18 protein-coding genes are annotated in these 23,487 nt (G+C 43.4%); 16 read left to right on the plus strand and 2 right to left on the minus strand.

What is annotated here, in order from left to right:
- Positions 1-4: 4 nt before the first annotated feature.
- The 4 genes from BZ167_RS12335 (at position 5) to tagH (ending at position 6,791) form a co-directional block, all read left to right on the plus strand.
- Entirely contained in the window at positions 5-2,023 is a 2,019-nt protein-coding gene (locus BZ167_RS12335) for an alpha-glucosyltransferase N-terminal domain-containing protein (RefSeq protein ID WP_060673961.1), read from the plus strand.
- Between the two features lie 50 nt (positions 2,024-2,073).
- Complete coding sequence (locus BZ167_RS12340; RefSeq protein ID WP_077392092.1) at positions 2,074-4,236, plus strand: teichoic acid poly(glycerol phosphate) polymerase; 2,163 nt, start codon at positions 2,074-2,076, stop codon at positions 4,234-4,236.
- 154 nt (positions 4,237-4,390) lie between these two features.
- Entirely contained in the window at positions 4,391-5,218 is an 828-nt protein-coding gene (tagG, locus tag BZ167_RS12345) for a teichoic acids export ABC transporter permease subunit TagG (RefSeq protein WP_017418800.1), read from the plus strand.
- A gap of 19 nt (positions 5,219-5,237) precedes the next feature.
- Positions 5,238-6,791, plus strand: coding sequence for a teichoic acids export ABC transporter ATP-binding subunit TagH (gene tagH, locus BZ167_RS12350; RefSeq protein WP_060673965.1), 1,554 nt, complete (start codon positions 5,238-5,240; stop codon positions 6,789-6,791).
- Between the two features lie 34 nt (positions 6,792-6,825).
- On the opposite strand, the gene galU is transcribed toward tagH, so the two are convergent.
- Complete coding sequence (gene galU / locus BZ167_RS12355; protein ID WP_015240700.1) at positions 6,826-7,704, minus strand: UTP--glucose-1-phosphate uridylyltransferase GalU; 879 nt, start codon at positions 7,702-7,704, stop codon at positions 6,826-6,828.
- A 277-nt stretch (positions 7,705-7,981) separates the two neighbouring features.
- On the opposite strand from galU, the gene wecB reads away from it, so the two are divergent.
- A complete protein-coding gene (gene wecB / locus BZ167_RS12360) occupies positions 7,982-9,121 on the plus strand; it encodes a non-hydrolyzing UDP-N-acetylglucosamine 2-epimerase (RefSeq protein WP_060674146.1) in 1,140 nt (379 codons plus the stop codon).
- Between the two features lie 51 nt (positions 9,122-9,172).
- Here the strand turns inward: wecB and tagU are convergent, their stop codons facing one another.
- Positions 9,173-10,093 carry a polyisoprenyl-teichoic acid--peptidoglycan teichoic acid transferase TagU gene (gene tagU, locus BZ167_RS12365; protein WP_060673967.1) on the minus strand — a complete coding sequence of 307 codons (921 nt, stop codon included), beginning with the start codon at positions 10,091-10,093 and terminating at the stop codon, positions 9,173-9,175.
- Between the two features lie 178 nt (positions 10,094-10,271).
- Between tagU and BZ167_RS12370 the strand changes: the two genes are divergently transcribed.
- The 11 genes from BZ167_RS12370 to tuaH all read left to right on the plus strand — a co-directional run bounded on the left by BZ167_RS12370 (position 10,272) and on the right by tuaH (position 23,382).
- Positions 10,272-10,574, plus strand: a complete 303-nt coding sequence (locus BZ167_RS12370) for a membrane protein (protein WP_017418804.1) — start codon at positions 10,272-10,274, stop codon at positions 10,572-10,574.
- A gap of 22 nt (positions 10,575-10,596) precedes the next feature.
- Complete coding sequence (locus BZ167_RS12375) at positions 10,597-12,714, plus strand: SpoIID/LytB domain-containing protein (protein ID WP_053574019.1); 2,118 nt, start codon at positions 10,597-10,599, stop codon at positions 12,712-12,714.
- Between the two features lie 25 nt (positions 12,715-12,739).
- On the plus strand, positions 12,740-14,230 hold the full coding sequence (locus BZ167_RS12380; protein WP_053574018.1) for an N-acetylmuramoyl-L-alanine amidase LytC: 1,491 nt from the start codon (positions 12,740-12,742) through the stop codon (positions 14,228-14,230).
- A gap of 239 nt (positions 14,231-14,469) precedes the next feature.
- A complete protein-coding gene (locus BZ167_RS12385) occupies positions 14,470-15,129 on the plus strand; it encodes an exopolysaccharide biosynthesis polyprenyl glycosylphosphotransferase (RefSeq protein WP_003151373.1) in 660 nt (219 codons plus the stop codon).
- Positions 15,130-15,165: 36 nt separating this feature from the next.
- The gene (tuaB, locus tag BZ167_RS12390; protein ID WP_015418343.1) at positions 15,166-16,614 is read left to right on the plus strand and encodes a teichuronic acid biosynthesis protein TuaB; all 1,449 of its coding nucleotides are present in this window, start codon (positions 15,166-15,168) and stop codon (positions 16,612-16,614) included.
- Entirely contained in the window at positions 16,611-17,807 is a 1,197-nt protein-coding gene (tuaC, locus tag BZ167_RS12395) for a teichuronic acid biosynthesis protein TuaC (protein ID WP_015418342.1), read from the plus strand. Before tuaB ends, tuaC begins: the two co-directional genes overlap by 4 nt.
- A gap of 4 nt (positions 17,808-17,811) precedes the next feature.
- Entirely contained in the window at positions 17,812-19,152 is a 1,341-nt protein-coding gene (tuaD, locus tag BZ167_RS12400; protein WP_015418341.1) for a UDP-glucose 6-dehydrogenase TuaD, read from the plus strand.
- 67 nt (positions 19,153-19,219) lie between these two features.
- Positions 19,220-20,707 carry a teichuronic acid biosynthesis protein TuaE gene (tuaE, locus tag BZ167_RS12405; RefSeq protein ID WP_077392093.1) on the plus strand — a complete coding sequence of 496 codons (1,488 nt, stop codon included), beginning with the start codon at positions 19,220-19,222 and terminating at the stop codon, positions 20,705-20,707.
- On the plus strand, positions 20,704-21,384 hold the full coding sequence (tuaF, locus tag BZ167_RS12410) for a teichuronic acid biosynthesis protein TuaF (RefSeq protein ID WP_060673976.1): 681 nt from the start codon (positions 20,704-20,706) through the stop codon (positions 21,382-21,384). Before tuaE ends, tuaF begins: the two co-directional genes overlap by 4 nt.
- 23 nt (positions 21,385-21,407) lie before the next feature.
- Positions 21,408-22,166 (plus strand): teichuronic acid biosynthesis protein TuaG, encoded by a 759-nt coding sequence (tuaG, locus tag BZ167_RS12415; protein WP_060673978.1) that lies wholly within the window; start codon positions 21,408-21,410, stop codon positions 22,164-22,166.
- Between the two features lie 19 nt (positions 22,167-22,185).
- Complete coding sequence (gene tuaH, locus BZ167_RS12420) at positions 22,186-23,382, plus strand: teichuronic acid biosynthesis protein TuaH (RefSeq protein WP_060673980.1); 1,197 nt, start codon at positions 22,186-22,188, stop codon at positions 23,380-23,382.
- The last annotated feature ends 105 nt before the right edge of the window (positions 23,383-23,487 follow it).

Genomic DNA, 23,487 nt, shown 5'->3' on the forward strand with positions numbered 1-23,487 from the left:
AAATTTGTCCAATCAGCCTATTAACGATAATAATGAGCTTCCCGATATGATGTATTATTTTATCTCAGGAGGCCTCCCGGATGATTACGGAGGTCTGACCAAATCACTATTATTGCGTTCTAAACTATTCGGAGAAGAGAGTCAAAAGAATACCGCCTTTCTTACTTTTAAATTTGATTTGGAATTTCGGAGAAAAAAAAACGAACTCTTTGAAAGAAAGAAAACGGACCCTCAATATACACAAGTTATCAACATGTACGATGACTTTTTAAGTAAAAGAACAAAAGGCAAGCGGATTTATTCGGAGAAAATTGAGCTGAATCAAATAAAAAAACATGTCAGTAAGGGGAAAGTAAGCAAAACTATCTCAAAAATGTTCGGAAAATCATCAAACGATTATAATCTTTCCTATTATTCAGGCAGTGATGACGTGCGTTACGTAGATTACCTGAATGATGAAAAACAAGTAATCAAAAGGGAAGAATACAATAAAGAAGGAAAACCCGTCATTGTCTCTCATTTTGATACAAAGACGAATCAAATCTTCCTTCAGGAGTTTATCAACAACGAAAATGTCGTTTATCTGGAAAAGCACTTCATGTGGGATGACCAAAGTGAAGCAGTCAAATTCACACATTTTACTTGGTACTCAGAAGAAGACCCTTTAACATTTAAGGATGAATTTGAGTTGCGCAGGCATTGGATTGATATTCTCCAAAAAGAAAACGATCGGCCTAAACTATTTCTGGTCGACAGCAGACTACAGGATAAACATGTCTTCAGAGTGAAAAAAGCGCCGTCATCTTATTATGCCGCGATTATTCACAATAAACATTATGGTGATAATAAGTTCCAGATCAAAGGACGCTATAAAGAACTTTTCGGTCAAATAAATAACCTTGATGCCGTATTTTTTATCACTGAGGAGCAGATAGCAGATTTCAGTTTGATTTCAGGGGAAAAAGAGACATTCTTTTTTACGCCGCATACGATTAATAAACCGCTTGATGAAGAGGTTTTGAAAGTTCCGAGCGAACGAAATAAAGCGGTTATTATCTCTCGGATTGTACCAATGAAAAACCTGACGCATGCCGTTAAAGCGTTCAAACTTGTTGTAAATGAAATCCCGGATGCGAAACTGGAAATATTCGGTTCTGGAGGAGAAACAGAGAAAATCAAAAAGGAAATAAAAGCTCAAAACCTCAAGAATAATGTATTGCTGAAAGGCTACACGAACAACCCTGATTACGAGTTTCAAAAAGCGTGGCTGACAATTTCAACTTCTCACTTTGAAGGCTTCGGTCTGTCCAATATGGAAGCATTGAGCAATGGATGCCCGGTCGTAACTTACGATTACGATTACGGTGCCAGAAGCTTGGTAGAAGATGGAGTAAACGGCTATGTAATTGAACAATATAATATAGAAAAGCTGGCTGAGGCCATTATCTCTTTAATGAGAGATGACAGCACTCACAAACAATTTTCACGTCTAGCCTTTAAAATGGCGGAGAAATACTCTAAACCAAACTATATTAAAAATTGGTCATATGCTCTTTTCAAAATGGTTGAAGTGAGAAAAGAAAAGGAACGGCTTGCTGAAAAAGTCGGTTCTAAAGAACACCCGATCACATCTTTTGAAAAAAATGCCAACGGATTAGCGATCAGCGTTTCAGTGTCTGACCAGAATGATGCATTTGAAAAAGTCCGAATGGTTGGGATTGATCGGAAAAACAAATCTGAAATCATATCCGTATCCGCTGATCAACCGGCTCAGCCATTTTATATAGATTTTGAAAAGGACATCCAAAAAGAAAAAATTGACGCAAATCATACTTCGGTTCTTGACTTTTACATTCAATATATAACAGCTGACCATATCCGTATTCTAAGAAGGGTATCCAGCCGTGAAGTCAATTTCGGCGAAAAAGATCGGTTTATGAATAACGGATATACTTTCGAACCTTATACGACTGTGAAAGGGAATTTCTCTATTAAATTAAACAAAAAGGATCACATCGATTAAGTGAAATCGGTTAAGTGAAGAGCTTTAATTCAGAGGAGCAGAAAATAAGTATGGATGAAAATACCGTGAGCAAATGTATTTTGAAAAGCTTAAAAAATAATGTGGGAGACCTGGCACTCTCTATTTCACTTGAAAGCGAAGAACCGTTAGCTGAGGAAGTGAAATGTTATTTAAAATTAAAAGAACGGCGTTCCGGCGCCGAGGATGTTGTTATTTTAGAGAAAGAGAGCCCGGCTCAATACAGTGCATCAATTAATATTCACTCGTTTCCTGAACCTTTAGAAATGGGACAGACTTATGATTTTTATGTGGTACTGGGGGAACCGGCAGCGGAAGAAGAACAGCCGAAGCAGGTGCGTTTAACCGTGGAAGCTGAAGCGATTGAGCGTGCCTACCACCTTGATCATACGACTGAGCTGTTAATTTTACCTTATACAACCGATAAGGGCAATTTCTCTTTAAAGGTAAAAAGAGAAGCGAAAATTGTGAAGTTTGATGAGATTCAGCTGAAGGCAGAAGAGATTATAATTTCAGGGTATGCAGGATATCTAAGTTCGGAGAATCAGCTTTCAGTTAAAAACCTGCAATTTGTCATTAAAAAAGGGGGAGAAGATCCCGTAGAGAAACATTTCCCTATTAAAATGACGAAAAAAACGGAGAATATTGAACAGCTTCGGGAAGATGCATTCACCCCTGAAATTTTTGATTTCCAAATAAAAATTCCATTAAAAGATATTCCTTATTCTCTGGAAAAACGATTTGTCTACCGTATGTTTATGGAGTTTCATTGTGAAAACGACGAAGCTGAACCTATTGTTCTCAGCAGCACTCCGCTTGTGCTCGGAGACAGAAAAAATAAACTGAAAGGCCTCATAAGCGTTGTGAATAAAGACAGCGGACCGGTCAGGTATGAGGTATATAAAAAGAAGAAAAAGCAGACTGTTTGTATCCGTGTGAACGACTACAGCCTGAAAACAAGGATGAGATACTTCATAAAAGGGAAGAAAAAACGTTTCATTTCCAAAATGAAAAAACTGAAAAAACGCAGAAATTCCCTCATTACGAAAGGTTATAAAGTTGTTTTCAGAATGGCGAGCAAAATGCCTGTTAAAAGCAAGACCATTATTTTTGAAAGCTTTAACGGCAAACAATACAGCTGTAATCCGAGAGCCATTTATGAATACATGCAAATCAATCATCCGGAATATAAAATGTATTGGAGCGTAAATAAACAGTATGCAGCGCCTTTTAAAGAGAAGGGCATTCAATACATTAACAGGCTTTCTATCAAGTGGCTGTTTGCTATGGCGCGGGCAGAATATTGGGTCGTCAACAGCCGTCTGCCTTTATGGATTCCAAAGCCGGAACATACAACCTATCTTCAAACATGGCACGGCACGCCTTTAAAAAGACTTGCAATGGATATGGAAGAAGTTCATATGCCGGGTACTAATACGAAAAAATATAAAAAGAATTTTATTAAAGAGGCATCCAATTGGGATTATTTAATTTCCCCTAATGCCTACTCGTCTGAGATATTTGCGCGCGCCTTTCAATTCGATAAAACTATGATTGAATCAGGTTATCCCAGAAATGATTTTCTTCATAATGATAATAATAATGAGACAATCACAGCGATAAAAAGAAGGTTAAACCTGCCTGAGGATAAGAAAATCATTCTTTATGCGCCGACATGGAGAGATGACCAGTTTTATGCTAAAGGCCGTTATAAATTTGACCTTGATTTAGACCTGCATAAATTAAGGGAAGAGCTCGGAGATGAATATCTCGTTATTCTGAGAATGCATTATCTTGTGGCCGAAAATTTTGACCTCGTTCCGTTTGAAGGGTTTGCTTACGACTTTTCTGCACACGAAGATATTCGGGAATTGTATATGATTTCAGATCTGTTAATTACCGATTACTCTTCTGTATTTTTCGATTTTGCAAATCTGAAACGCCCGATGCTGTTTTTTGTTCCCGATATTGAAACATACCGGGATAAACTCAGAGGGTTTTATTTCGATTTTGAGAAAGATGCTCCTGGTCCGTTAGTGAAAACGACAGAGGAAACGATCGAGGCAATCAAACATATTTCATCACCGGATTATCAGCACCCGGTTTCATTCAAACCTTTTTATGACAAATTCTGTTATCTTGAGTCAGGACATTCTTCTGAGAAAGTCGTGAAAATTGTGTTTGAATCTGAATAATAGAAAAACCCCTTTGTATCAAGGGGTTTTTCTATTATGATTTACAAACCTTTTAGCAGCATTTGCATGCGGCTTGAAAGTGAAAAAAAATTTGATTTCTGGTACAATTATCAGCGATGCTTTATAAAATCAAATCAACCTAAGGAAGATTAAAATGAATGCTGTAGTGAAAATACTAAAAGAGCAAGTAACATCATTTCCTTTAATCATGCGATTAGCGGCCTATGAAACAAAGTCTAAATATCAAATGAATTATTTAGGCGTTTTATGGCAGTTTTTAAATCCTCTTATTCAAATGCTCGCCTATTGGTTTGTTTTTGGATTGGGGATCAGAAAAGGGGGGCCGATGGCTACAGGTGCCGGAGAAGTGCCTTTTATTCTGTGGATGCTTGCAGGTCTGATACCGTGGTTTTTTATAAGCCCGACAATACTGGACGGATCAAATAGTGTATTTAAAAGAATTAAAATGGTTGCTAAAATGAATTTCCCAATCAGTTCTTTGCCGTCTGTCGCCATCGCTTCTAATTTGTTCAGTTATGCAATTATGATGGTGATCTATATCATTGCATTGCTCGCCAGCGGAATCTATCCGAGCCTTCATTGGCTTCAATATATTTATTATTTTGTTTGTCTGATGGCTTTCTTATTTTCGTTCAGCTTGTTTAATTCGACAATCAGCGTGCTGATCCGAGACTATCAGTTTCTTCTGCAGGCAGTGACAAGACTTTTGTTTTTCCTCCTGCCGGTTTTTTGGGATATTAACTCAAAGCTGGGGGCAGCTCACCCGGAATTGGTTCCTGTCTTGAAGCTGAATCCGCTTTTTTATATAATTGACGGTTTCAGGAACAGCTTATTAGATGGTCAGTGGTTCTTTCAAGATGTGAAATATACACTGTATTTCTGGCTGTTCACCTTATTTTTGTTAACAGTCGGTTCTGTTTTACACATGAAATTCAGAGATAAGTTTATTGACTTTCTTTAATACGTAAGGAGATTGTACGATGAAACTAAAGGTTTCGTTTCGAAATGTTTCAAAGCAGTATCATCTTTATGAAAAACAGTCGGACAAAATAAAAGGTTTGTTTTTCCCTGCTAAAGATAACGGTTTTTTCGCTGTGCGAAATGTCTCCTTTGATGTATATGAAGGGGAGACAATCGGCTTTGTGGGAATTAACGGATCGGGTAAATCGACGATGTCCAATCTGCTTGCAAAAGTGATACCGCCGACAAGCGGTGAAATTGAAATGAACGGCCAGCCGTCGCTGATTGCGATTGCAGCCGGTTTAAATAATGCTTTGACGGGCCGGGATAACATAAAACTTAAATGTTTAATGATGGGGCTGACAAATAAAGAAATCGATGAGATGTATGAAAGCATAGTTGAGTTTGCTGAGATCGGTGATTTTATTAATCAGCCGGTGAAAAACTATTCAAGCGGTATGAAGTCCCGCCTTGGTTTTGCTATTTCCGTGCATATAGATCCGGATATTTTAATCATTGATGAAGCCCTCTCCGTAGGAGACCAGACATTTTATCAGAAGTGTGTTGACCGGATCCAGGAATTTAAAGAACGAGGAAAAACCATTTTCTTTGTGAGTCATTCCATCGGTCAGATTGAAAAAATGTGTGACCGTGTGGCTTGGATGCACTATGGTGAATTAAGAATGTTCGACGACACTGAAACCGTCGTCAAAGAGTACAAAGCATTTATCGATTGGTTTAATAAACTCTCCAAAAAAGACAAAGAGAAATATAAGAAAGATCAGGTTGCTGAACGTAAAAAAGAATCGCCTGAGCAGCAGGCAATTGTGAAGGAACAAAAGAAAAATAGTAAATCCGGATCAGCAGTCAATGCTATTCAAATTGCTATTTTATCAATACTGCTTGTGTTTATGGCAGGAACCATGTTTTTCAGCGCCCCGCTTCGTACGATCGCTTCCTTCGGTAAGATCGGATATCAAGATGATGTTAACAAGGGGAAAGACCAGATATTGGTGAACAAAAAAGGTTTCGTATTAAAAGACCAGACGCAGGCCTATAAAGATACAGAGCTGAAAAAAAAGGCGGACTTCCTTATTCCGTTCGGTGCTCAGGTGAAAGTGGTATCTGAAGACAGGCAATCAGCAAAGATTGAGGCCAATAATAAAACGTACTATATCCCGGAAAATGCAGCGGTCTATAACGAAAAAAGTTCAAATGTGAAAGCATCCGCTTTTTCTCCGTATGTAAAGCAGGGTGATACTGATCAACTTGTGTCACATCTCGGTGAGCGCGTTAATGATATTCAGCAAGAAATGAAAGAGCTGCAGAAAGAAGTAGTGAACGGCCGGGAGACGCTATATCTTAAAAATGGCGAGGTCAGTTATGCAGTGAATAATGGCAAGGCCGAGCAGCTTGTTTTCAGAGGAATATCAGCTATTACTCCGGCAGATCTATCCCTGAATAATAAAGATGTTATAAAGGGCAGCAGTGATCGGCAATTTATTGCGGCAAATGATAAATACGCCTTTATTATCAATAACGATAATCAAACTTTAACCTGCATTATAAAATAAAAAGCTGTTGGAATAAATCCAACAGCTTTTTTTCTTATAATTCATCTTTTCTTAACAGGTCTTCCATGAAAGGGATAAGGTGATCACGCAGTTCACGATCCTGCATCGCAAATTCTAATGTAGTGGTAATAAAACCTAGTTTTTCACCAACATCATATCTTTTGCCCTCAAAATCGTAAGCAAAAACCCGCTGGATTTCATTCAGCTTTTGAATAGCGTCTGTAAGCTGAATTTCCCCTCCGGCACCAATTTGCTGTTCTTCAAGGTACATGAAGATTTCAGGAGTGAAGACATAACGTCCCAGTATTGCCAGATTGGACGGAGCAGTCCCTTGAGCCGGCTTCTCAACAAAGTTCTTCACCTGATATCTGCGGCCTTCACTTGTCAGCGGATCAATAATTCCGTAACGATGGGTTTCTTCTTCAGGCACTTGCTGAACCCCTATAATAGAAGAAAGTGTTTTTTCATATTCATCCATCAGCTGGCGAAGCCCTGGTTTTTCAGCTTGAACGATATCATCTCCGAGAAGGACGGCGAATGGCTCGTCACCGATAAAATTACGTGCGCACCAAACGGCATGTCCAAGACCTTTTGGCTCCTTTTGCCGGATATAATGAATGTCAGCAAGATTAGAGGCTTTTCGGACTTTTTCTAAGAGTTCGACTTTCCCTTTTTCTTCTAGGTTTCTTTCCAGCTCTGGTGAGTAATCAAAATGGTCTTCAATGGCTCTCTTGCTTTTTCCCGTAACAATAATAATGTCTTCAATACCCGCTTCAACCGCTTCTTCAATTATGTATTGAATCGTTGGTTTGTCTACAATCGGAAGCATCTCTTTCGGCATGGCTTTTGTTGCCGGCAGAAAGCGTGTCCCTAAACCTGCAGCGGGAATTATGGCTTTGCGTACTTTTTTCACTTTAAAGCACCTTCCTTAGCATCACTTAAATATAAGTTATGATATCTATACAGACTCAGGCTTGCTGATATTTTCTGTATACCCGATATTTCATTTTTAACACTTTTAATGATATAAGATAAACCATTATTAAACAAGTTTTATCCGTAAAGCCTTAATGATATATCCTTTTTCATTTAGGGGAAAAATAATACAAGATATTTAACCGGCGGATCATATCGTGTAAAATGGGTTGATAATGAAAAATGATCACAAACTTGATACAGGAGAAAGAGATATGAAAAAACTTAAAGTCATGACGGTATTCGGTACAAGGCCTGAAGCGATAAAAATGGCGCCCCTTGTGCTCGAATTAAAAAAACGCCCTGAAATAGAATCATATGTCACTGTGACTGCCCAGCATAGACAAATGCTGGATCAAGTTCTTCACGCATTTCAAATTAAGCCTGACTTTGATTTGAATATTATGAAAGAACGGCAGACGCTGGCTGAAATTACTTCAAACGCCCTGGTAAAACTGGACGGCCTGTTTAAGGAAATCAAACCTGATATTGTTCTTGTTCATGGTGACACGACAACAACCTTTGCCGGAAGCCTTGCAGCTTTCTATCACCAGATTGCAGTCGGACACGTGGAGGCCGGATTGCGGACGGGCAACAAATATTCACCTTTTCCGGAAGAATTGAACCGCCAAATGACCGGAGCGCTTGCTGATATCCACTTTGCTCCGACTCAGCAAGCGAAGCAAAATTTATTGAATGAGAATAAAAAAGAAAGCTCCATTTTTGTTACCGGAAATACAGCGATTGATGCTTTGCATACAACGGTTCACTCTGAATATTCCCATAACATTATTGAGAAAATCGGCAATGACAGAATGATTTTACTGACGGCGCATCGCCGGGAAAATTTAGGTCAGCCGATGGAACATATGTTTAAAGCCATCCGCCGGATCGCAGATGAATTCAGTGATGTGCAAGTCGTTTATCCGGTACACCTGAATCCTGCTGTACGTGAAGCTGCTGATAAGCACTTTGGTGATTCGGAGCGCGTCCATTTAATTGAACCTCTTGAAGTGATTGATTTCCACAATTTTGCGTCAAGGTCGTATTTTATTTTAACTGATTCAGGAGGCGTTCAGGAGGAAGCTCCTTCCTTAGGAAAGCCGGTTCTCGTATTGCGCGATACGACTGAACGGCCCGAAGGAGTGGAGGCGGGCACTCTGAAATTAGCCGGTACTGATGAAGAAACGATTTATCAGATGGCAAAACAGCTGCTGACAGACAAGCAGGAATATGAAAAAATGTCGCGGGCATCTAATCCCTATGGAGATGGCATGGCGTCAAGAAGGATTGCTGAGGGGCTGTTCTATCAATTCGGACTGCGTTCAGAGCGTCCTGATTCTTTTGAAGTGTAACAAAAAAGCAGCTCCGCATAATGTATGCGAAGCTGCTTTTTCTGCATTAGTTTAAAGGTTGAGGCTGCTTCTCAATTCATTAGTAATGGAAGCAAGACCGTTTTCATCTGCTTTATAATAGTAAATTCCGTTGATTTTGGTGCCGTCACCCTTCAGCTCATGCTGAATCACTTTCTTGCGGGCATCTTTATAGCCGGATTGAATATCCCACATATCATCAAAGGTTAAATTCGTTTTTACATTGTTCTCTACTACTTTAAACATATCTCCGAATTTCGTGACAGAAGAGATACTTGCCCCTTTATTGATAATACCCTCTATAATCTGCCGCTGTCTGTCTTGGCGCCCGAAATCCCCTTTAGGATCTTCTTTTCTCATTCGTGAGTAAGCGAGGGCTTCATCACCGTTTAATGAAATATTGCCTTTGCTGAAGGAATAACCGTCATAGTTGAAAGCGAATGTACTGTTGACAGTGATGCCTCCTAAAGTGTCAACGACATCTTTAAAGCTTTCCATATTTACTTTAATGAAATAATCTACAGGAAGGTTCAAGAAATTCTCCACAGTATCTACTGCCATTTGCGTACCGCCAAATGCATATGAATGATTGATTTTATCCATCGTGCCTTTGCCGATAATTTTTGTATAAGTGTCACGCGGAATACTGACCATTTCCGTTGTTTTTGTCTTTGGATTGACAGTAAGGTAAATGAGCGAGTCGGCTCTTCCTTTATCATTTTTACGTTCGTCCACTCCCATGATCAAGACAGAGAACGGTTCGTGTTTATTTATTTTCACCTCAGTGCTGCGTTTATTCGATTTGTTAATGTCTTCGTGAATACTGGCGACGGTTGATGCCGCTTTATGCCATAGATAGTATGTAAAGCCGCCGGAAACTAAAATAAAAATGCCGATGATTGTCAGAAAGACCAGTAACAAAGTCTTTTTCTTTTTTCTTCGTTTACTTCTCATCTCAATACACCCCATCTGTTTTAAATTGGAAATCGAACTCCCAGTAAATGAAATATTTTATAATAGAATACAATAAATCCTAATATAGTCGAATGTTATCGAAAAAAGTTTCAATGTTTCTTAATTTTTCTTTAAAATAGATAATATATTGTCGATAATCCATAATGAGGTGAAAAAAATGAAAAAAATTTTTGGATGTTTGTTCTTTATACTGCTTCTCGCCGGGTGCGGAGTTAATAATGAAAAATCTCAGGGCGAGGATGCGGGTGAAAAGCTGGTAACGAAAGAGGGCACTTATGTAGGACTGGCGGATACTCATACAATAGAAGTCACTGTGGATCATGAACCGGTAAGTTTTGATATCACTGAAGAATCAGCCGACGATGTTAAGAATTTGGATAATGGCGACAAAGTGACAGTAAAATATCAAAAAAATAGCAAGGGACAGCTTATGCTGAAGGATATCGAACCGGCAAATTAATGAACAGGGGGACGCTGTAATCTTGAAAACTTGCAAACATTTAATAGGACTGACTCTAGCTGTTGTTATATTGCTTATACCGGCGGTTTCCTTTGCGGCAGATTCAAATATATCTGTTAAGCTGACAAATTACATAGGAAATCAATCAAGCATTTCTTTATCTCCAACCGGTTTTTATCAGGTTACCGGTGATCATGTGTCTGTAACCAACCGCTTTTCGGGGGCATCCCGATATGAGACGGCGGCTCTTGCATCTGACTCCCAATGGACGAATCCTAAAACCGTTATTCTCGTCAATCGTGATGTTTTTATCGATGCATTACCAGTAATTCCTCTGGCAAAAAAATTGGATGCGCCGGTGTTATTTACACAGCCGGACACTTTGACAAAAACAACAGAAAAACAGATTGCTAAGTTCAATCCCGATAATATTCTGGTCATCGGCGGGGCTAAAAGTATTTCAAAGGACGTTGAAAATAAGCTTAAGTCTTATGGAGCTGTGAAAAGAATCAGCGGGAAAAACCGTTATGTTCTGTCTGAAAACATTGCAAAACAAATGGGAAATTACGATAAAGCAATTGTTGTAACAGGTAATGTTTTTCAAGACGCTTTAGCCATTGCTCCGTATGCCGCTGCAAACGGCTATCCCATTTTACTGACTGAAAAGGATAAATTGCCGGATTATGATCTTCCGAAGCAAGTCATAATTATCGGGAGTTCGTTCAGCGTGAGTGATGCTGTAGAAAATCAAATTAAAAAAACTTCAAATGTGCAGCGAATACCCGGATCAACACGGTATGAATTGACTGCTAATATCATTAATCAGCTAAAGTTGAAGGCTGATAAAGTCGTCATGACTAATGGAACGAAATATGCTGATGTCCTGGTTGGCGCTTCTTTAGCCGCCAAAAAAAACAGCCAAATATTATATATCAAACAAGATGATGTTCCTTCAGCAGCTAAATCAGTGACAAAAGAGAAGGCGTCGTATGCATACGACTTTATCGGAAGCACAAGCTCCATTTCCGCCGGGGTTGAAAATGAGCTTTCAAACCATTTTTACTTAGCCGGCGGAAGCACATACAACTTACAAATCAATAATGGAAAGTTAAATCTTAATCATATTAAAACATATGGGAATTCATTGAGAATAAAACCGGAAACGTACAATGAATCCAACCGGATCAGTTTGAATGGAAAAGAATACTTGGGGACGGTTAATTTTTCAATAGAGTCAGGCAAATATATCAGACCTGTAAATGAAAACATTCCTTTTGAAGATTATTTAAAAGGTGTCGTACCGAATGAAATGCCTGCAAGCTGGTCTCTTGAAGCGCTGAAGGCGCAAACGGTTGCGGCAAGAACATACTCAATTACGAAGACCGGGAGCACTGTTGCTGATACTACTGCTTTTCAAGTATATGGCGGGTACAGCTGGAATGCCAATACAACGAAAGCGGTGCAGCAGACAAAAAATAAGGTGCTGACTTACAAAGGGAATTTAATTACGGCGGCTTATTCATCGAGTAATGGCGGTTATACAGAATCAAGCGGCGAAGTATGGGGTTCAAGCGTTCCTTATTTAACTGCGAAAAAAGACACAAAAGATCCTCAAACTGCCTGGAGTCTGACGCTTTCTAAGCAGCAAATCAATCCGGATTCAATTGATGTAAATAAGCCGGCCTCTTGGTTTGCTTCAAAGAATGAGACAAATGCAGCTCAACTGAGCGGTATTAAAAATTGGATTCTGAAAAATAAGGAAACGGGCGCTTCCGCCATTAAAATTTTAAAAATAGAAGATCTTACATTCAGCGGAACAACTAAAGGACAGCGGGCTAAAACAGCAACTTTGAAAGTGAATTACGCTGTCAAACAAAACAATGGAAATTACGAGGCAAATAAAACATCTGCAATGACTGTGCCGGTGACTGAACTGAGAACGATGATCGGAGCCTCCGTGTTTAAAAGCACTTATGTGACCGTCAGTCAAAACAGTTCTGCTTTTACAATCAGCGGAAAGGGATATGGACACGGCATCGGTATGAGCCAATACGGCGCTAAGGCAAGAGCGGATTCGGGAGATTCATATAGTTCAATTTTAAAATTTTATTATCCGGGCACCACATTGACTGACTATTAAATAAACGAGAGCAGGAGGAAGGCAATTGCGTTCTTATCTTAAAGTCCTGATCATTTCTATGCTGGGACTCATCTTATTTATCCCGTCAGCCTTAGCTGACAACGCGGTTAAAAGAGTAGGGGGAAGCAACAGGTACGGTACGGCTGCTGCGCTTTCCAAGCAGGTGTATTCAACAGCGAGTACAGCTGTTGTCGTCGGAGGAGGTTCGTATGCAGATGCTATATCTGCTGCCCCGATGGCATATCAGAAAAATGCGCCGCTGCTTTACACAAACAAAGATAATTTGTCATCAGAGACGAAAACCCGTCTGAAAGAATTAAAAACAAAAACGGTCATTATTGTCGGCGGAACGCCTGCTGTGTCAGCAAATACAGCAAATCAAATCAAAGCGCTCGGCATCAGTGTTAAGAGAATTTCAGGAAGCAACCGATATGATACGGCAGCTAAAGTAGCAAAGGAAATGCCTGCCGCCTCAAAAGCCGTTATTGCAAACGGATTTTTATATGCTGACGCAATAGCTGCAATTCCATATGCCGCAAAGAACGGATATCCAATTTTGTTTACGAATAAAACAGCTATCAACAGTGCCACAGCAGGAGCTATAAAAAGCAAGGGGATCAAAAGCTCTATTGTAGCAGGGGGAACCGGGAGCATAAATGCCTCTGTCTTTAAAAAACTCCCTTCTCCAAAAAGAATCAGCGGAAGCAATCGATACGAACTTGCGGCCAATCTAGTTCAGCAATTAAATCTTCCGACAGGCAATGTATTCGTCAGCAATGGTTTCGGGTATGCAGACTCCATAGCGGGTGCTGCTCTTGCTGCAAAGAAAAAACAATCTATCATTCTGACAAACGGCAGCAATCTTTCAAAAGAAACAAGAGTCTTTATCGGGAGAAAAAAATTAAGCAGCTTTACCATTATCGGGAATACCCCGGCTGTCAGCTCAAATGTTGCAAACCAGCTGAAAAATCCGGCAGCAGGAAAAACAATTTTAATTGATCCGGGTCATGGGGGAAAAGATTCCGGTTCTATAGGTAACGGCATTTTAGAAAAAGACGTCAATCTTGATATCGCTAAAAGGCTGAATACAAAATTAAATGCTTCAGGTGCTCTGCCGGTCATGACGAGGTCTAATGATACATTTTATTCCTTGCAGGAAAGGGTAAATAAAGGTGCAACCGCAGGAGCGGATTTATTTATCAGCGTTCACGGCAATGCAAATGATGCAACTTCTGCAAACGGAACTGAGACCTACTATGATGAGACATATCAAGCCGCTGCAAGCAAACGCCTGGCAGGACAAATTCAGCCTAGGGTTGTTAATGCATTAAAAACAAGAGACAGAGAGGTTAAAACAGCTCCGTTCTATGTCATTAAGTATTCCAAAATGCCTAGTGTATTAGTAGAGACGGCTTTTATTACGAATCCGTCTGATGCAAGTAAATTAAAGCAAGCATCCTATAAGGAAAAGGCAGCTGCAGCCATCAATGATGGAATCGTGTCTTATTATAAGTAAAACTTTTATATATTTGTGTACGAGCCTGCTGGTCAAAATTGATCGGCAGGCTTTTTCGTTGTGATCCTTTTCAATTATAGTAACCGCTGTTTATGGATATGAATAGATTTACAATAAAAAAACAATAATCGAAACATTCTAATAAACATTAACGCTTCCTTTACTTCCAATTAACATCCATCTGCTAAACTCACGGCATAGGTCATCAAACATCCCAACAAATCGTGAGGTGTGTGTCAGTGGGAGCAGAGAAAAGCATGAATGTAAATAATAACTATGCAGTGCGGCAGGGGACTTCCGCTGCCGTTACGGAAAGAACGGCCCGTTATTTGGCTTTTAAGCGATTCATGGACATTGTGTTTGCGCTTGCGGGGCTCTTGGCGGCGCTCCCGGTGATGGGCCTGTTCTCCATCCTGATTCGTTTGGAGTCGCCCGGCCCGGCTTTTTATAAGCAGGAGCGGGTAGGCAAAGACGGGAAGCCGTTTTATTTGTATAAGCTCCGCTCTATGAAAATAGATGCTGAAAAATCGGGGGCGGTCTGGGCGCTGAAAAAGGATCCCCGCGTGACAAAGGTCGGCGCTTTTATCAGAAGGACCCGTATTGATGAGCTGCCGCAGCTGGTAAATGTGCTTCGGGGAGAAATGAGCCTGATCGGCCCGCGTCCCGAGCGGCCCGTGTTTACGGAACAGTTTCAGGCTGAGATTCCGGGGTTTACGGAGCGGCTGGCCGTTAAGCCGGGATTAAGCGGCTGGGCGCAGGTCAACGGGGGATATGACATGACACCGAGGGAAAAACTAATGTTTGACTTATATTATATCCGCAACCTGACCTTTTCATTGGAACTGAAGATTATGCTCAAAACGTGCAAAGTGATCTGGACCGGTGACGGGGCGCGATAAAAATTCTGGTCAGCAGACAAAAAAGTAGGGAAAACGATGCCTAGTATTACAAATCAAATCTTGAGCGGCGCCAAATGGACAAGTATTTCGACAGCGTGTATTACGGTCATTCAAATCATCCAATTCGCCCTGCTCGGGCGGGTCATGTCACTGGCTGAATTCGGCCTTGTCGGCATGATCACAACGGTAGTGGTGTTTGCCCAAATTGCGCTTGATATGGGTTTTGGCGCCGCTCTCATTCAAAAAGATCATGTGACTGATAAACAGATGTCTTCCTTGTACTGGCTGAATATCATAACGGGGCTTGCGCTGTTTGCGCTGCTGTTTTTCAGCAGTCCGCTCATCGCCGATTTTTATCGGCGGGAGGAGCTTGTCTATTTAATCCGCGTGCTGGCCGTCATGTTTTTAATCGCGCCCATCGGTCAGCAATACCAGTATATGCTGCAAAAAGCGCTGGCATTTAACACGTTAAGCAAGATTGAAATCTTTTCAAATGTGCTGTCCTTCGTGTATTTGGCGGCCGCGGTTTTTTATACGGACCCGATTCTCGCCTATGTGATTTCCCAGGTGCTGCTGCAATCGTCGAAAGGGATTCTGTACTGGATGGCCTGCAGAAAAACATGGAGACCGGCGTTGGTTTTTGATCTGAAAGGAATGAAAGGCTTCTTTTCTTTCGGGGCCTTTCAGCTGTCTTCCCGGCTTGTGAACCGGCTCGGAGCGAATATTGATATGATTCTGATCGGCAGTTTTATCGGCGCTGAGGCGCTCGGCATTTACAATCTGGCCTACCAGATTGTCACGCTTCCGGTATTAAAAATTAATCCGATTATTACGAGAGTCGCGTTTCCCGTCTTTGCGAAAAACAAGCATGAAAACAGCGTTATCAGAGAAGGATTTCTCAATATGACCAAAATACTCGCGCTGATATCCTTTCCGCTTTTGCTCGGTTTGGTTTCAGTGTCGGATGCATTCGTGGCTTCGGTATTCGGAGAAAAATGGCTGGCGGCTGTCCCGGTTTTAAACGTTCTCGCCATCGTCGGGGTATTAAGGGTTCTGATGAATCCGAACGGATCTGTGCTGCTCGCAAAAGGGCGGGCCGATCTGGCGTTTTATTGGGACGCCGGGGTGATGCTGCTGTATGGTGCATCTTTGTACGCCGCCGTGCTGTCCGGAAATCTCTTGACGGTAGCCTGGACGTACGCTTTCATCAGCATCCTGAATTTCCTGATCGGGCGCTGGCTGTTGGCATATGTCATTAAGCTGCGGCTGTCGGCTTACTTCAAAGCCGTGGCCAAACCGTTTCTGCTTACGGCGGCAATGGGTGTCATCGCCTTTACAGCCAGCTTCGGCACGGAGCGGATCAGCCTTGATGTCAAGCTGCGGCTGGCGATCTCCGTAGCCTGCGGCGCGTTGTGTTATTTATTCCTGTTAGGAAAAGCTTATCCGCATATGAAAAGTAAATTAAGAAAAGGACGTTTGCTATGAAGGTATTGTGGATGACAAGTGTCTATCCGAGCAGTGAGAAGCCGGGAGAAGGCGTTTTTCATGAGACGCAGGCCCAAGAATTGAGAAAGCTTGGCGCGGAGATGACCGTCATTTGTCCGCGGCCGAAACTCGCCGCGCCATTCCGGGTGCTGAAAAAGACGTATCGGCAAAAGGATATCAGGCCGGCGTATGAATGGCGGAAAGGCGTGTCCGTCCACCGGCCGTTTTATCAGGCGGTTCCCGGGCAGCTGAAATGGGCGCAGCCGCATAAAAGAATGGCGGAATCCATTCTTTCCGAAATCAAAAATCATGGCCTGAAGCCCGATCTGATTCACGCGCATTTCGCCATGCCGTCAGGCGGAGCGGCCGCCATTGTGTCAAAGGCTTTAGGCATTCCGTATGTGCTGACCTTGCATGGCAGTGATGTCAATGTCTATCCGCATTACAGCAAAAGCGCTCATCGCGCATTTACATTTGCGGTGCGGGAAGCAGCCGATATTTACGCTGTGAGCGGCAGTCTGCGGGAACAAATGAAAAAGCTCATCGAAGCGGAGTGCACCGTGCTTCCGATCGGCATCACGCTTGACGCCTTCCGAAAAAGGAACGAGACGAAAGAAGCCGTCAGAAAACGGCTCGGCCTTCCTCCGGATAAAAAACTGATCGTGTTCATCGGCAGGCTTGTCAAAGAGAAAGGTGTTTTCGACTTATCAAAAGCCGTTCAATCATTGGATGAAAGATATGAAGCCGTCTTTGTCGGTGACGGTCCCGCCGCATCTTCATTGCGTGAAGCCGCTCATATCGTCACCGGGCAAGTGCCGAACGACAAGGTACAGGACTATCTGCTGGCTTCGGATGTAATGGCGCTGCCGTCCTACAGCGAAGGCATGCCGACTGTGGTCATTGAGGCGCTCGCTCTGAAGGTGCCGGTGATCTGCACCGATGTCGGAGGATTGGCTTCTTTATTCGGGAAACACCGGGGGTTGCTGATCAAGCCGGGTTCACCTGAGACGCTGGCAGAATCGATTCTGCAATATGACGAAGGAGAGGCTTGGACGCCGCAAACAGCCGAGGAACTTTATCAAACCGTCCGCACGTATTTTGACGCAAGCCAAAACGCGAAAGCGCTGAAAGAGAAATACCGATCCGTAATGAACCGGGCCGGGCAAGAGGAGAACCTTTCGAAAGAGGGATGAAGCTGTGAAAAAAATCGCTGTATTAGGAACAGGGTATGTAGGTCTTGTATCTGGAACTTGTTTTGCGGAAATCGGCCATCATGTGACTTGCTGTGACATCAATGAAGCGAAAATCAGAAGCTTGCAAAACGGAGTCATCCCGATATATGAACCGGGGCTTGAGGAATTAGCCGAAAAAAATGTCAGTGCCGGGCGCTTATCCTTTACGGCCTGCATTGAGCCGGCTGTGAAAGCCGCTGATATCATCTATATCGCCGTCGGTACGCCGATGTCAAAGACGGGTGAAGCCGATCTGACCTACATTAAGGCAGCGGCGCAAACAATCGGAGAACAGCTGAACGGATACAAAATCATTGTCACCAAAAGCACTGTTCCGGTCGGGACAGGAAAGCTCGTTTACCAAATCGTCAGCGAAGCGTCAAAGGGAAAATATCCGTTTGATGTCGCGTCAAATCCTGAATTCCTCCGCGAAGGTTCGGCGGTGCGGGATACGATGCAGATGGAGCGGGCGGTTATCGGCGCCACAAGCGAACATGCCGCTTCGGTCATTGAAGAGCTTCATAAGCCGTTCCGTACGAAGATCGTAAAGACCAATCTTGAAAGCGCGGAAATGATTAAGTATGCCGCAAATGCTTTTTTAGCCGCGAAAATATCTTTTATTAACGATATCGCCAATATTTGCGAACGTGTCGGGGCGGACATTTCCCATGTGTCAGAAGGCGTCGGTCTTGACAGCCGGATCGGGAATAAATTTTTGCAGGCGGGCATCGGATTCGGCGGATCCTGCTTTCCGAAGGATACAACGGCTTTATTGCATATCGCAAACGCCGCCGGCTATCCGTTTCAAATGATGGAAGCCGTCATTGAAACCAATCAGAAGCAGCGGGTCCGTATTACGGAAAAATTGAACCGCGCCATCGGTCCCTTAAAAGGGAAAACCGCGGCCGTACTGGGGCTGGCCTTTAAACCGCACACAAATGACGTCCGCTCCGCCCCGGCCCTTGATATCATCACAAGCCTTAAAGAGCAGGGCGCTCACGTGAAAGCGTATGATCCGATCGCGATTCCCGAAGCGTCAGCGATATTAGGAGACGGCGGCATTGAATATCACACAGAGCTGTACAGTGCCATTAAAAACGCGGATGCATGCCTGATTACAACAGATTGGCCGGAAGTCAAGGAGATGGATCTTCAGAGGGCGAAGCAGCTGCTCAAACAGCCGGTCATCATTGACGGCAGAAATATGTTTCCGCTGGAGTATATGAGGATTTCAGGATTCACTTATCATTCCGTCGGACGTCCGGCGGTTCATGCCGATCGGCAAATAAAAGAACTGGCAAGATAGAAAAAGATTTGTCTTCAGGCTCTCGGCAGCCCGGCTCGGCTGCCGGTTTTGGAAAGGGGTTTGCCATGTGAGTATCAAACGTTCAGCGGCACATGTTCTTGTGCTGCTTGCCGCTCTCATTACAGGAGGATTCATCATGCTGGAGGCGGTCAGGACGGATGCCGGATTCGGAAAAATCACCGTGCTGCTGCTTGCCGCCATGATCGGTATTGCCGGACTTGCTTTGCTATCCGCCTTTACAACAAACGGTCAGATGTTTATGGGGCTCATTTATATACTGATCGCGTGTACATTTTTAAACCAGGCCTTCTTTGCGATCCATCTCGGATTTTTCAGCTTATTTATATACCGGCTGTTATTAATCGGAGCGGGCGCCCTTCACATCGCCGGCATCCTGACAAACCGTCATCATATTGACAGATGGAATCGGGTGAATGTAAAAGGGGTTCTGATGTTTTTCGCCTTATGGTTTACATACGGTCTCCTATCGTTATTGTGGGCAAAATCCGTGACGTACGGGATTAAATATTTAGCTTTAATGGGAATGGGCATGTTTCTGATTTATCTTATTGTCATGTTCATTCAGCGCTTTGATCAGCTGATGGTTTTTTACGGCATATGGCTTGTGATGACCATTTTTGTGATGGCGATCGGCTTTTACAATCATTTTACACACCACCATCTGCCGAGCTCCACGCTTTATAACGGCCCGCAGTACAAACAGCATTATCCGACGTCCGTTTTCTTTAATCAAAATGATTTCGCGACGTTTTTGTGCATCAGTTTCTTTCTGTATGCGGCGGCGGTGAAAAATATGAAAAACGGTTATGTGAAGGCCGTCAGCCTGCTCTTTGCGATCTGCGCTTTGTATTTAATCATTTTGACCGGTTCGCGCGCGAGTCTGCTGGGCATATACGCGGGGGCGGCTGTATACGTCTTCATCCTGCTGCCTTCCCTGTTGAAAAAACTCGCGCTGTACGCTGCGGGAGCGGGTGCGGCGCTGTTTGCGGTTTTATTTGCGGGCCGTATCACCAATGCCGTCTTGAATCTGTTTTCAGCTCCGCAGGCGATGCCGGGACAGCAACCGCTTCCTTCCAACCTCGCGAGGGCGAATCTTTTAAAGAACGCCTTTCACTATGTGATTGATTCCTGGGGGTTCGGAGTGGGTGCCGGAAACGTCTCTTACTATTTAAAAGCGGAGCCCGTTTATGATACGGGCGGCGTAGTTGAGGTGCACAACTGGATCGTCGAGATTATGGCGAACTTCGGCGTGCTTACGATGCTCGGTTACCTGACAGTCTATTTGTTCCTTTTTTGGACACTTTATAAATGTCATGAAAGAAAATCGGAAAATCAGTCAAGACTGATCACGGAAGGACTTATCACGGCGATGGCCGGTTTTTTGGTAAGCAGCATCAGCCCAAGCTCCGTATCAAATTTATTTTTCCACTGGGTATTTCTCTCGCTCGTGATCGCGGCGGTCAATATATTGAGGCGTTTACAAAAGGAGCCTGCCGTCACGGCGTACTATGAAAAACAGGGAGATGCGAGATGAAGGATATGTTGACAAGAATAACCCGGCGTATCAAAAAGAATATCATTTGGATCATTGCGCTGCCCGTTGTGTTAGGGGCGGCGGGATATGTATTGCCGTCAAAAATCAGCGGAAACAGCAGTTTTACATCAGAAGCCGCGATCGCCGCGGGAAATTATGATCATCCGCTTTATAACAATACAAAAGAAATCCCGCTCCTTTTGACGAGCGATGCCTTTTTAAAGCAGGCTTTGCCTGATCAAACAGACGAAGAAAGAGCGGCCGTGAAAAGTAAACTGACTGTCGAAACACAATCAGATTCATTGATCACGGTCAGCTACAGCGGCCAAAACAAACAGGAGACCGAATCGGTGTTTCAAGCCGTCATAAAAACTTTTCTGAAGAATGACCAGGACCTGTTTGAAAAACGGGCAAAAGTAGTGCGGCAGAGTATTGCTGCGCTTGAAGGAGAAACCGTCAGCGCGGACGCCAAAGTGGATAAGGAACGATTTTTATACGAATTGAAAAATACGCAGCTGAACCTGAAAGCGGCCGGCGTCATCAATTCAGAGCCGATGAATGAAACGGCGGGACAAGGCATGCCGCCGAAAAAGAAAGCGGTTCTGGGCGTTTTAATCGGCATTGCAGTTGCATTTATGTTCATTGTCATTCCTGAGTTTTTTAGAGAGTCCTTGTAAAAATCTGCGATGGAGATGTGACCATGACAAACTGGAAACCTTTCGTATCTGTCATTACACCGTCTTATAACGCAAGTGAATATATCGAAGACACGATTCAGTCTGTTTTACATCAAAGCCACCCGCATTGGGAAATGATTATTGCGGATGATTGTTCAACGGACGGAACGAGAGATATTTTACAGCACTATGAACAAAAGGATGAGCGGATCCGCGTCGTTTATTTAGAGAAAAACGGGGGAGCCGCGGCTGCCAGAAATACAGCCCTTAAACATGCCAAGGGCCGTTATGTCGCATTTCTGGACAGCGATGACAGATGGAAAAAGGAAAAGCTTCAAAAACAGCTTGCGTTTATGGCAGAGCGGTCCTGCGCTTTTTCATTTACGGGCTACAGCGTCATGGAGCAGGACGGAACGCCGACGGACAAAACGATTCAAGCCCCTGAAAGCCTGTCATATGATGAAGCTTTAAAAAACACGATTATCGGATGTTTAACGGTCATGATTGACAGAGAGCAGACGGGGCAGATTCAAATGCCTGATATCAGAACGCGGCAGGATTTAGCGACATGGCTTTCCTTGCTGAAAAGGGGATTTACGGCTTACGGCCTGAATGAGTGCCTTTCAGAATACAGGCTTGTGCAGAATTCGATTTCAAGCAACAAGTGGAAAGCCGCAAAAAAAACGTGGTTTGTTTATAGAGAAATTGAGCGCCTGCACTTTATCAAGGCTTCGTGGTGTTTTATGCAATATGCGAAAAACGCGGTCTTGAAAAGACTGTAGGCGTCAGAGGAGCTGGGTGATGAAGGTGGAACCGATTATTCACGTAATCGTCGGAGCGGCGGAATGGGGGCATGACCGGCTGAGATACAGACGGCACCGGCTGGCTGAATTTCTCGCCCGGCAAAAAGAAACGAAAAGCGTCATTTGGGTATGCCCGTCTCCGCGAGCCAATGATGGTCAGATGGCCGGGATCGCCGAGGGAATCCGGCAGTTCACTGTAAAGGATCTCATGCAGCAAAAAGCTTTCCGCTTCGGCAGGTATACAGACATGTGCTACAGGCATAAGCTTTCACCATTGTTGAACATGCTGAAGGAAGAAGGAGAAGGGGCCCGCTGCTGCTTATGGTACACCTTCCCCGGTTTTCCGCTGCTGGCAGATCTGTTTCCTTGGGATGAAGTGATTTACGATTGCAGTGATCTGTGGGCCGCTCCGATCAGCGGCCGGTCCGGAGTTCTGTCAAATGTTAGAAGAAACATCATTAAACAAGCGGAAATGAGAATCATACAGCGTGCCGATTCCATTACGTGTACATCTGACTGTCTGCACCAAGAGGTCGGAAAAAAGCTGGAGAATCCGCACCAGAAAGTGTTCACCATTGAAAACGGAGTGGAATATGACCTGTTTTCACGGGAAAATAAACAGCCGGATGAAGACATTTTACGGGGACGGAACGGAACGGTTCTCGGTTTTATCGGCGGAATCAAACCGAAGCTCGATTTTGCGCTTATGGCGGAAACGGCAGATGTGAGGCCTGACTGGACGATTTTATTGGTAGGCCCGAACACGGCTAAGGACGATCCGGATTTCAAGTCGCTTCTGGAGCGTCCGAATGTCATCTGGACGGGACCTGCCGCGCCGAATGAAGTGCCGTCCTATATGCAGCTTGTCGACATCGGCATCATGCCGTATAAAAATTCCCCTTATAATGATGCGGTATTTCCGCTTAAGCTTTTTGAATTTTTAGCCGCCGGGAAACCGGTTGTCGGCTGCAACCTTTCTTCTACGTCAAAAATCAAAAGGCCTTTCGTCTATGAATACGTTGAAGGCAGTGACCCCGCAGATTTCATCGTGGCCTGCGACGCGCTTCTGGCAGCGGACCGCAGCGGATCATATGAGGCTTTGCGCCGTGAATTGGCCCGGAGACGGGATTGGAATGTTTTATTCGGCCGAATGCTCGAATGCACGGGTATATTGAAAAATGCGCAATCCCATTAAAAGGGAAAGCGCATTTTTTGATTTGCGTGTTTCTTTTTGATGATGCTTGTTATAATAACTAGTAAGAATTATAATGGAAGGAACGGTTCAATATCAGAAAAGACT

Source organism: Bacillus sp. 275, from assembly GCF_001999205.1.
Taxonomy (GTDB): domain Bacteria; phylum Bacillota; class Bacilli; order Bacillales; family Bacillaceae; genus Bacillus; species Bacillus velezensis.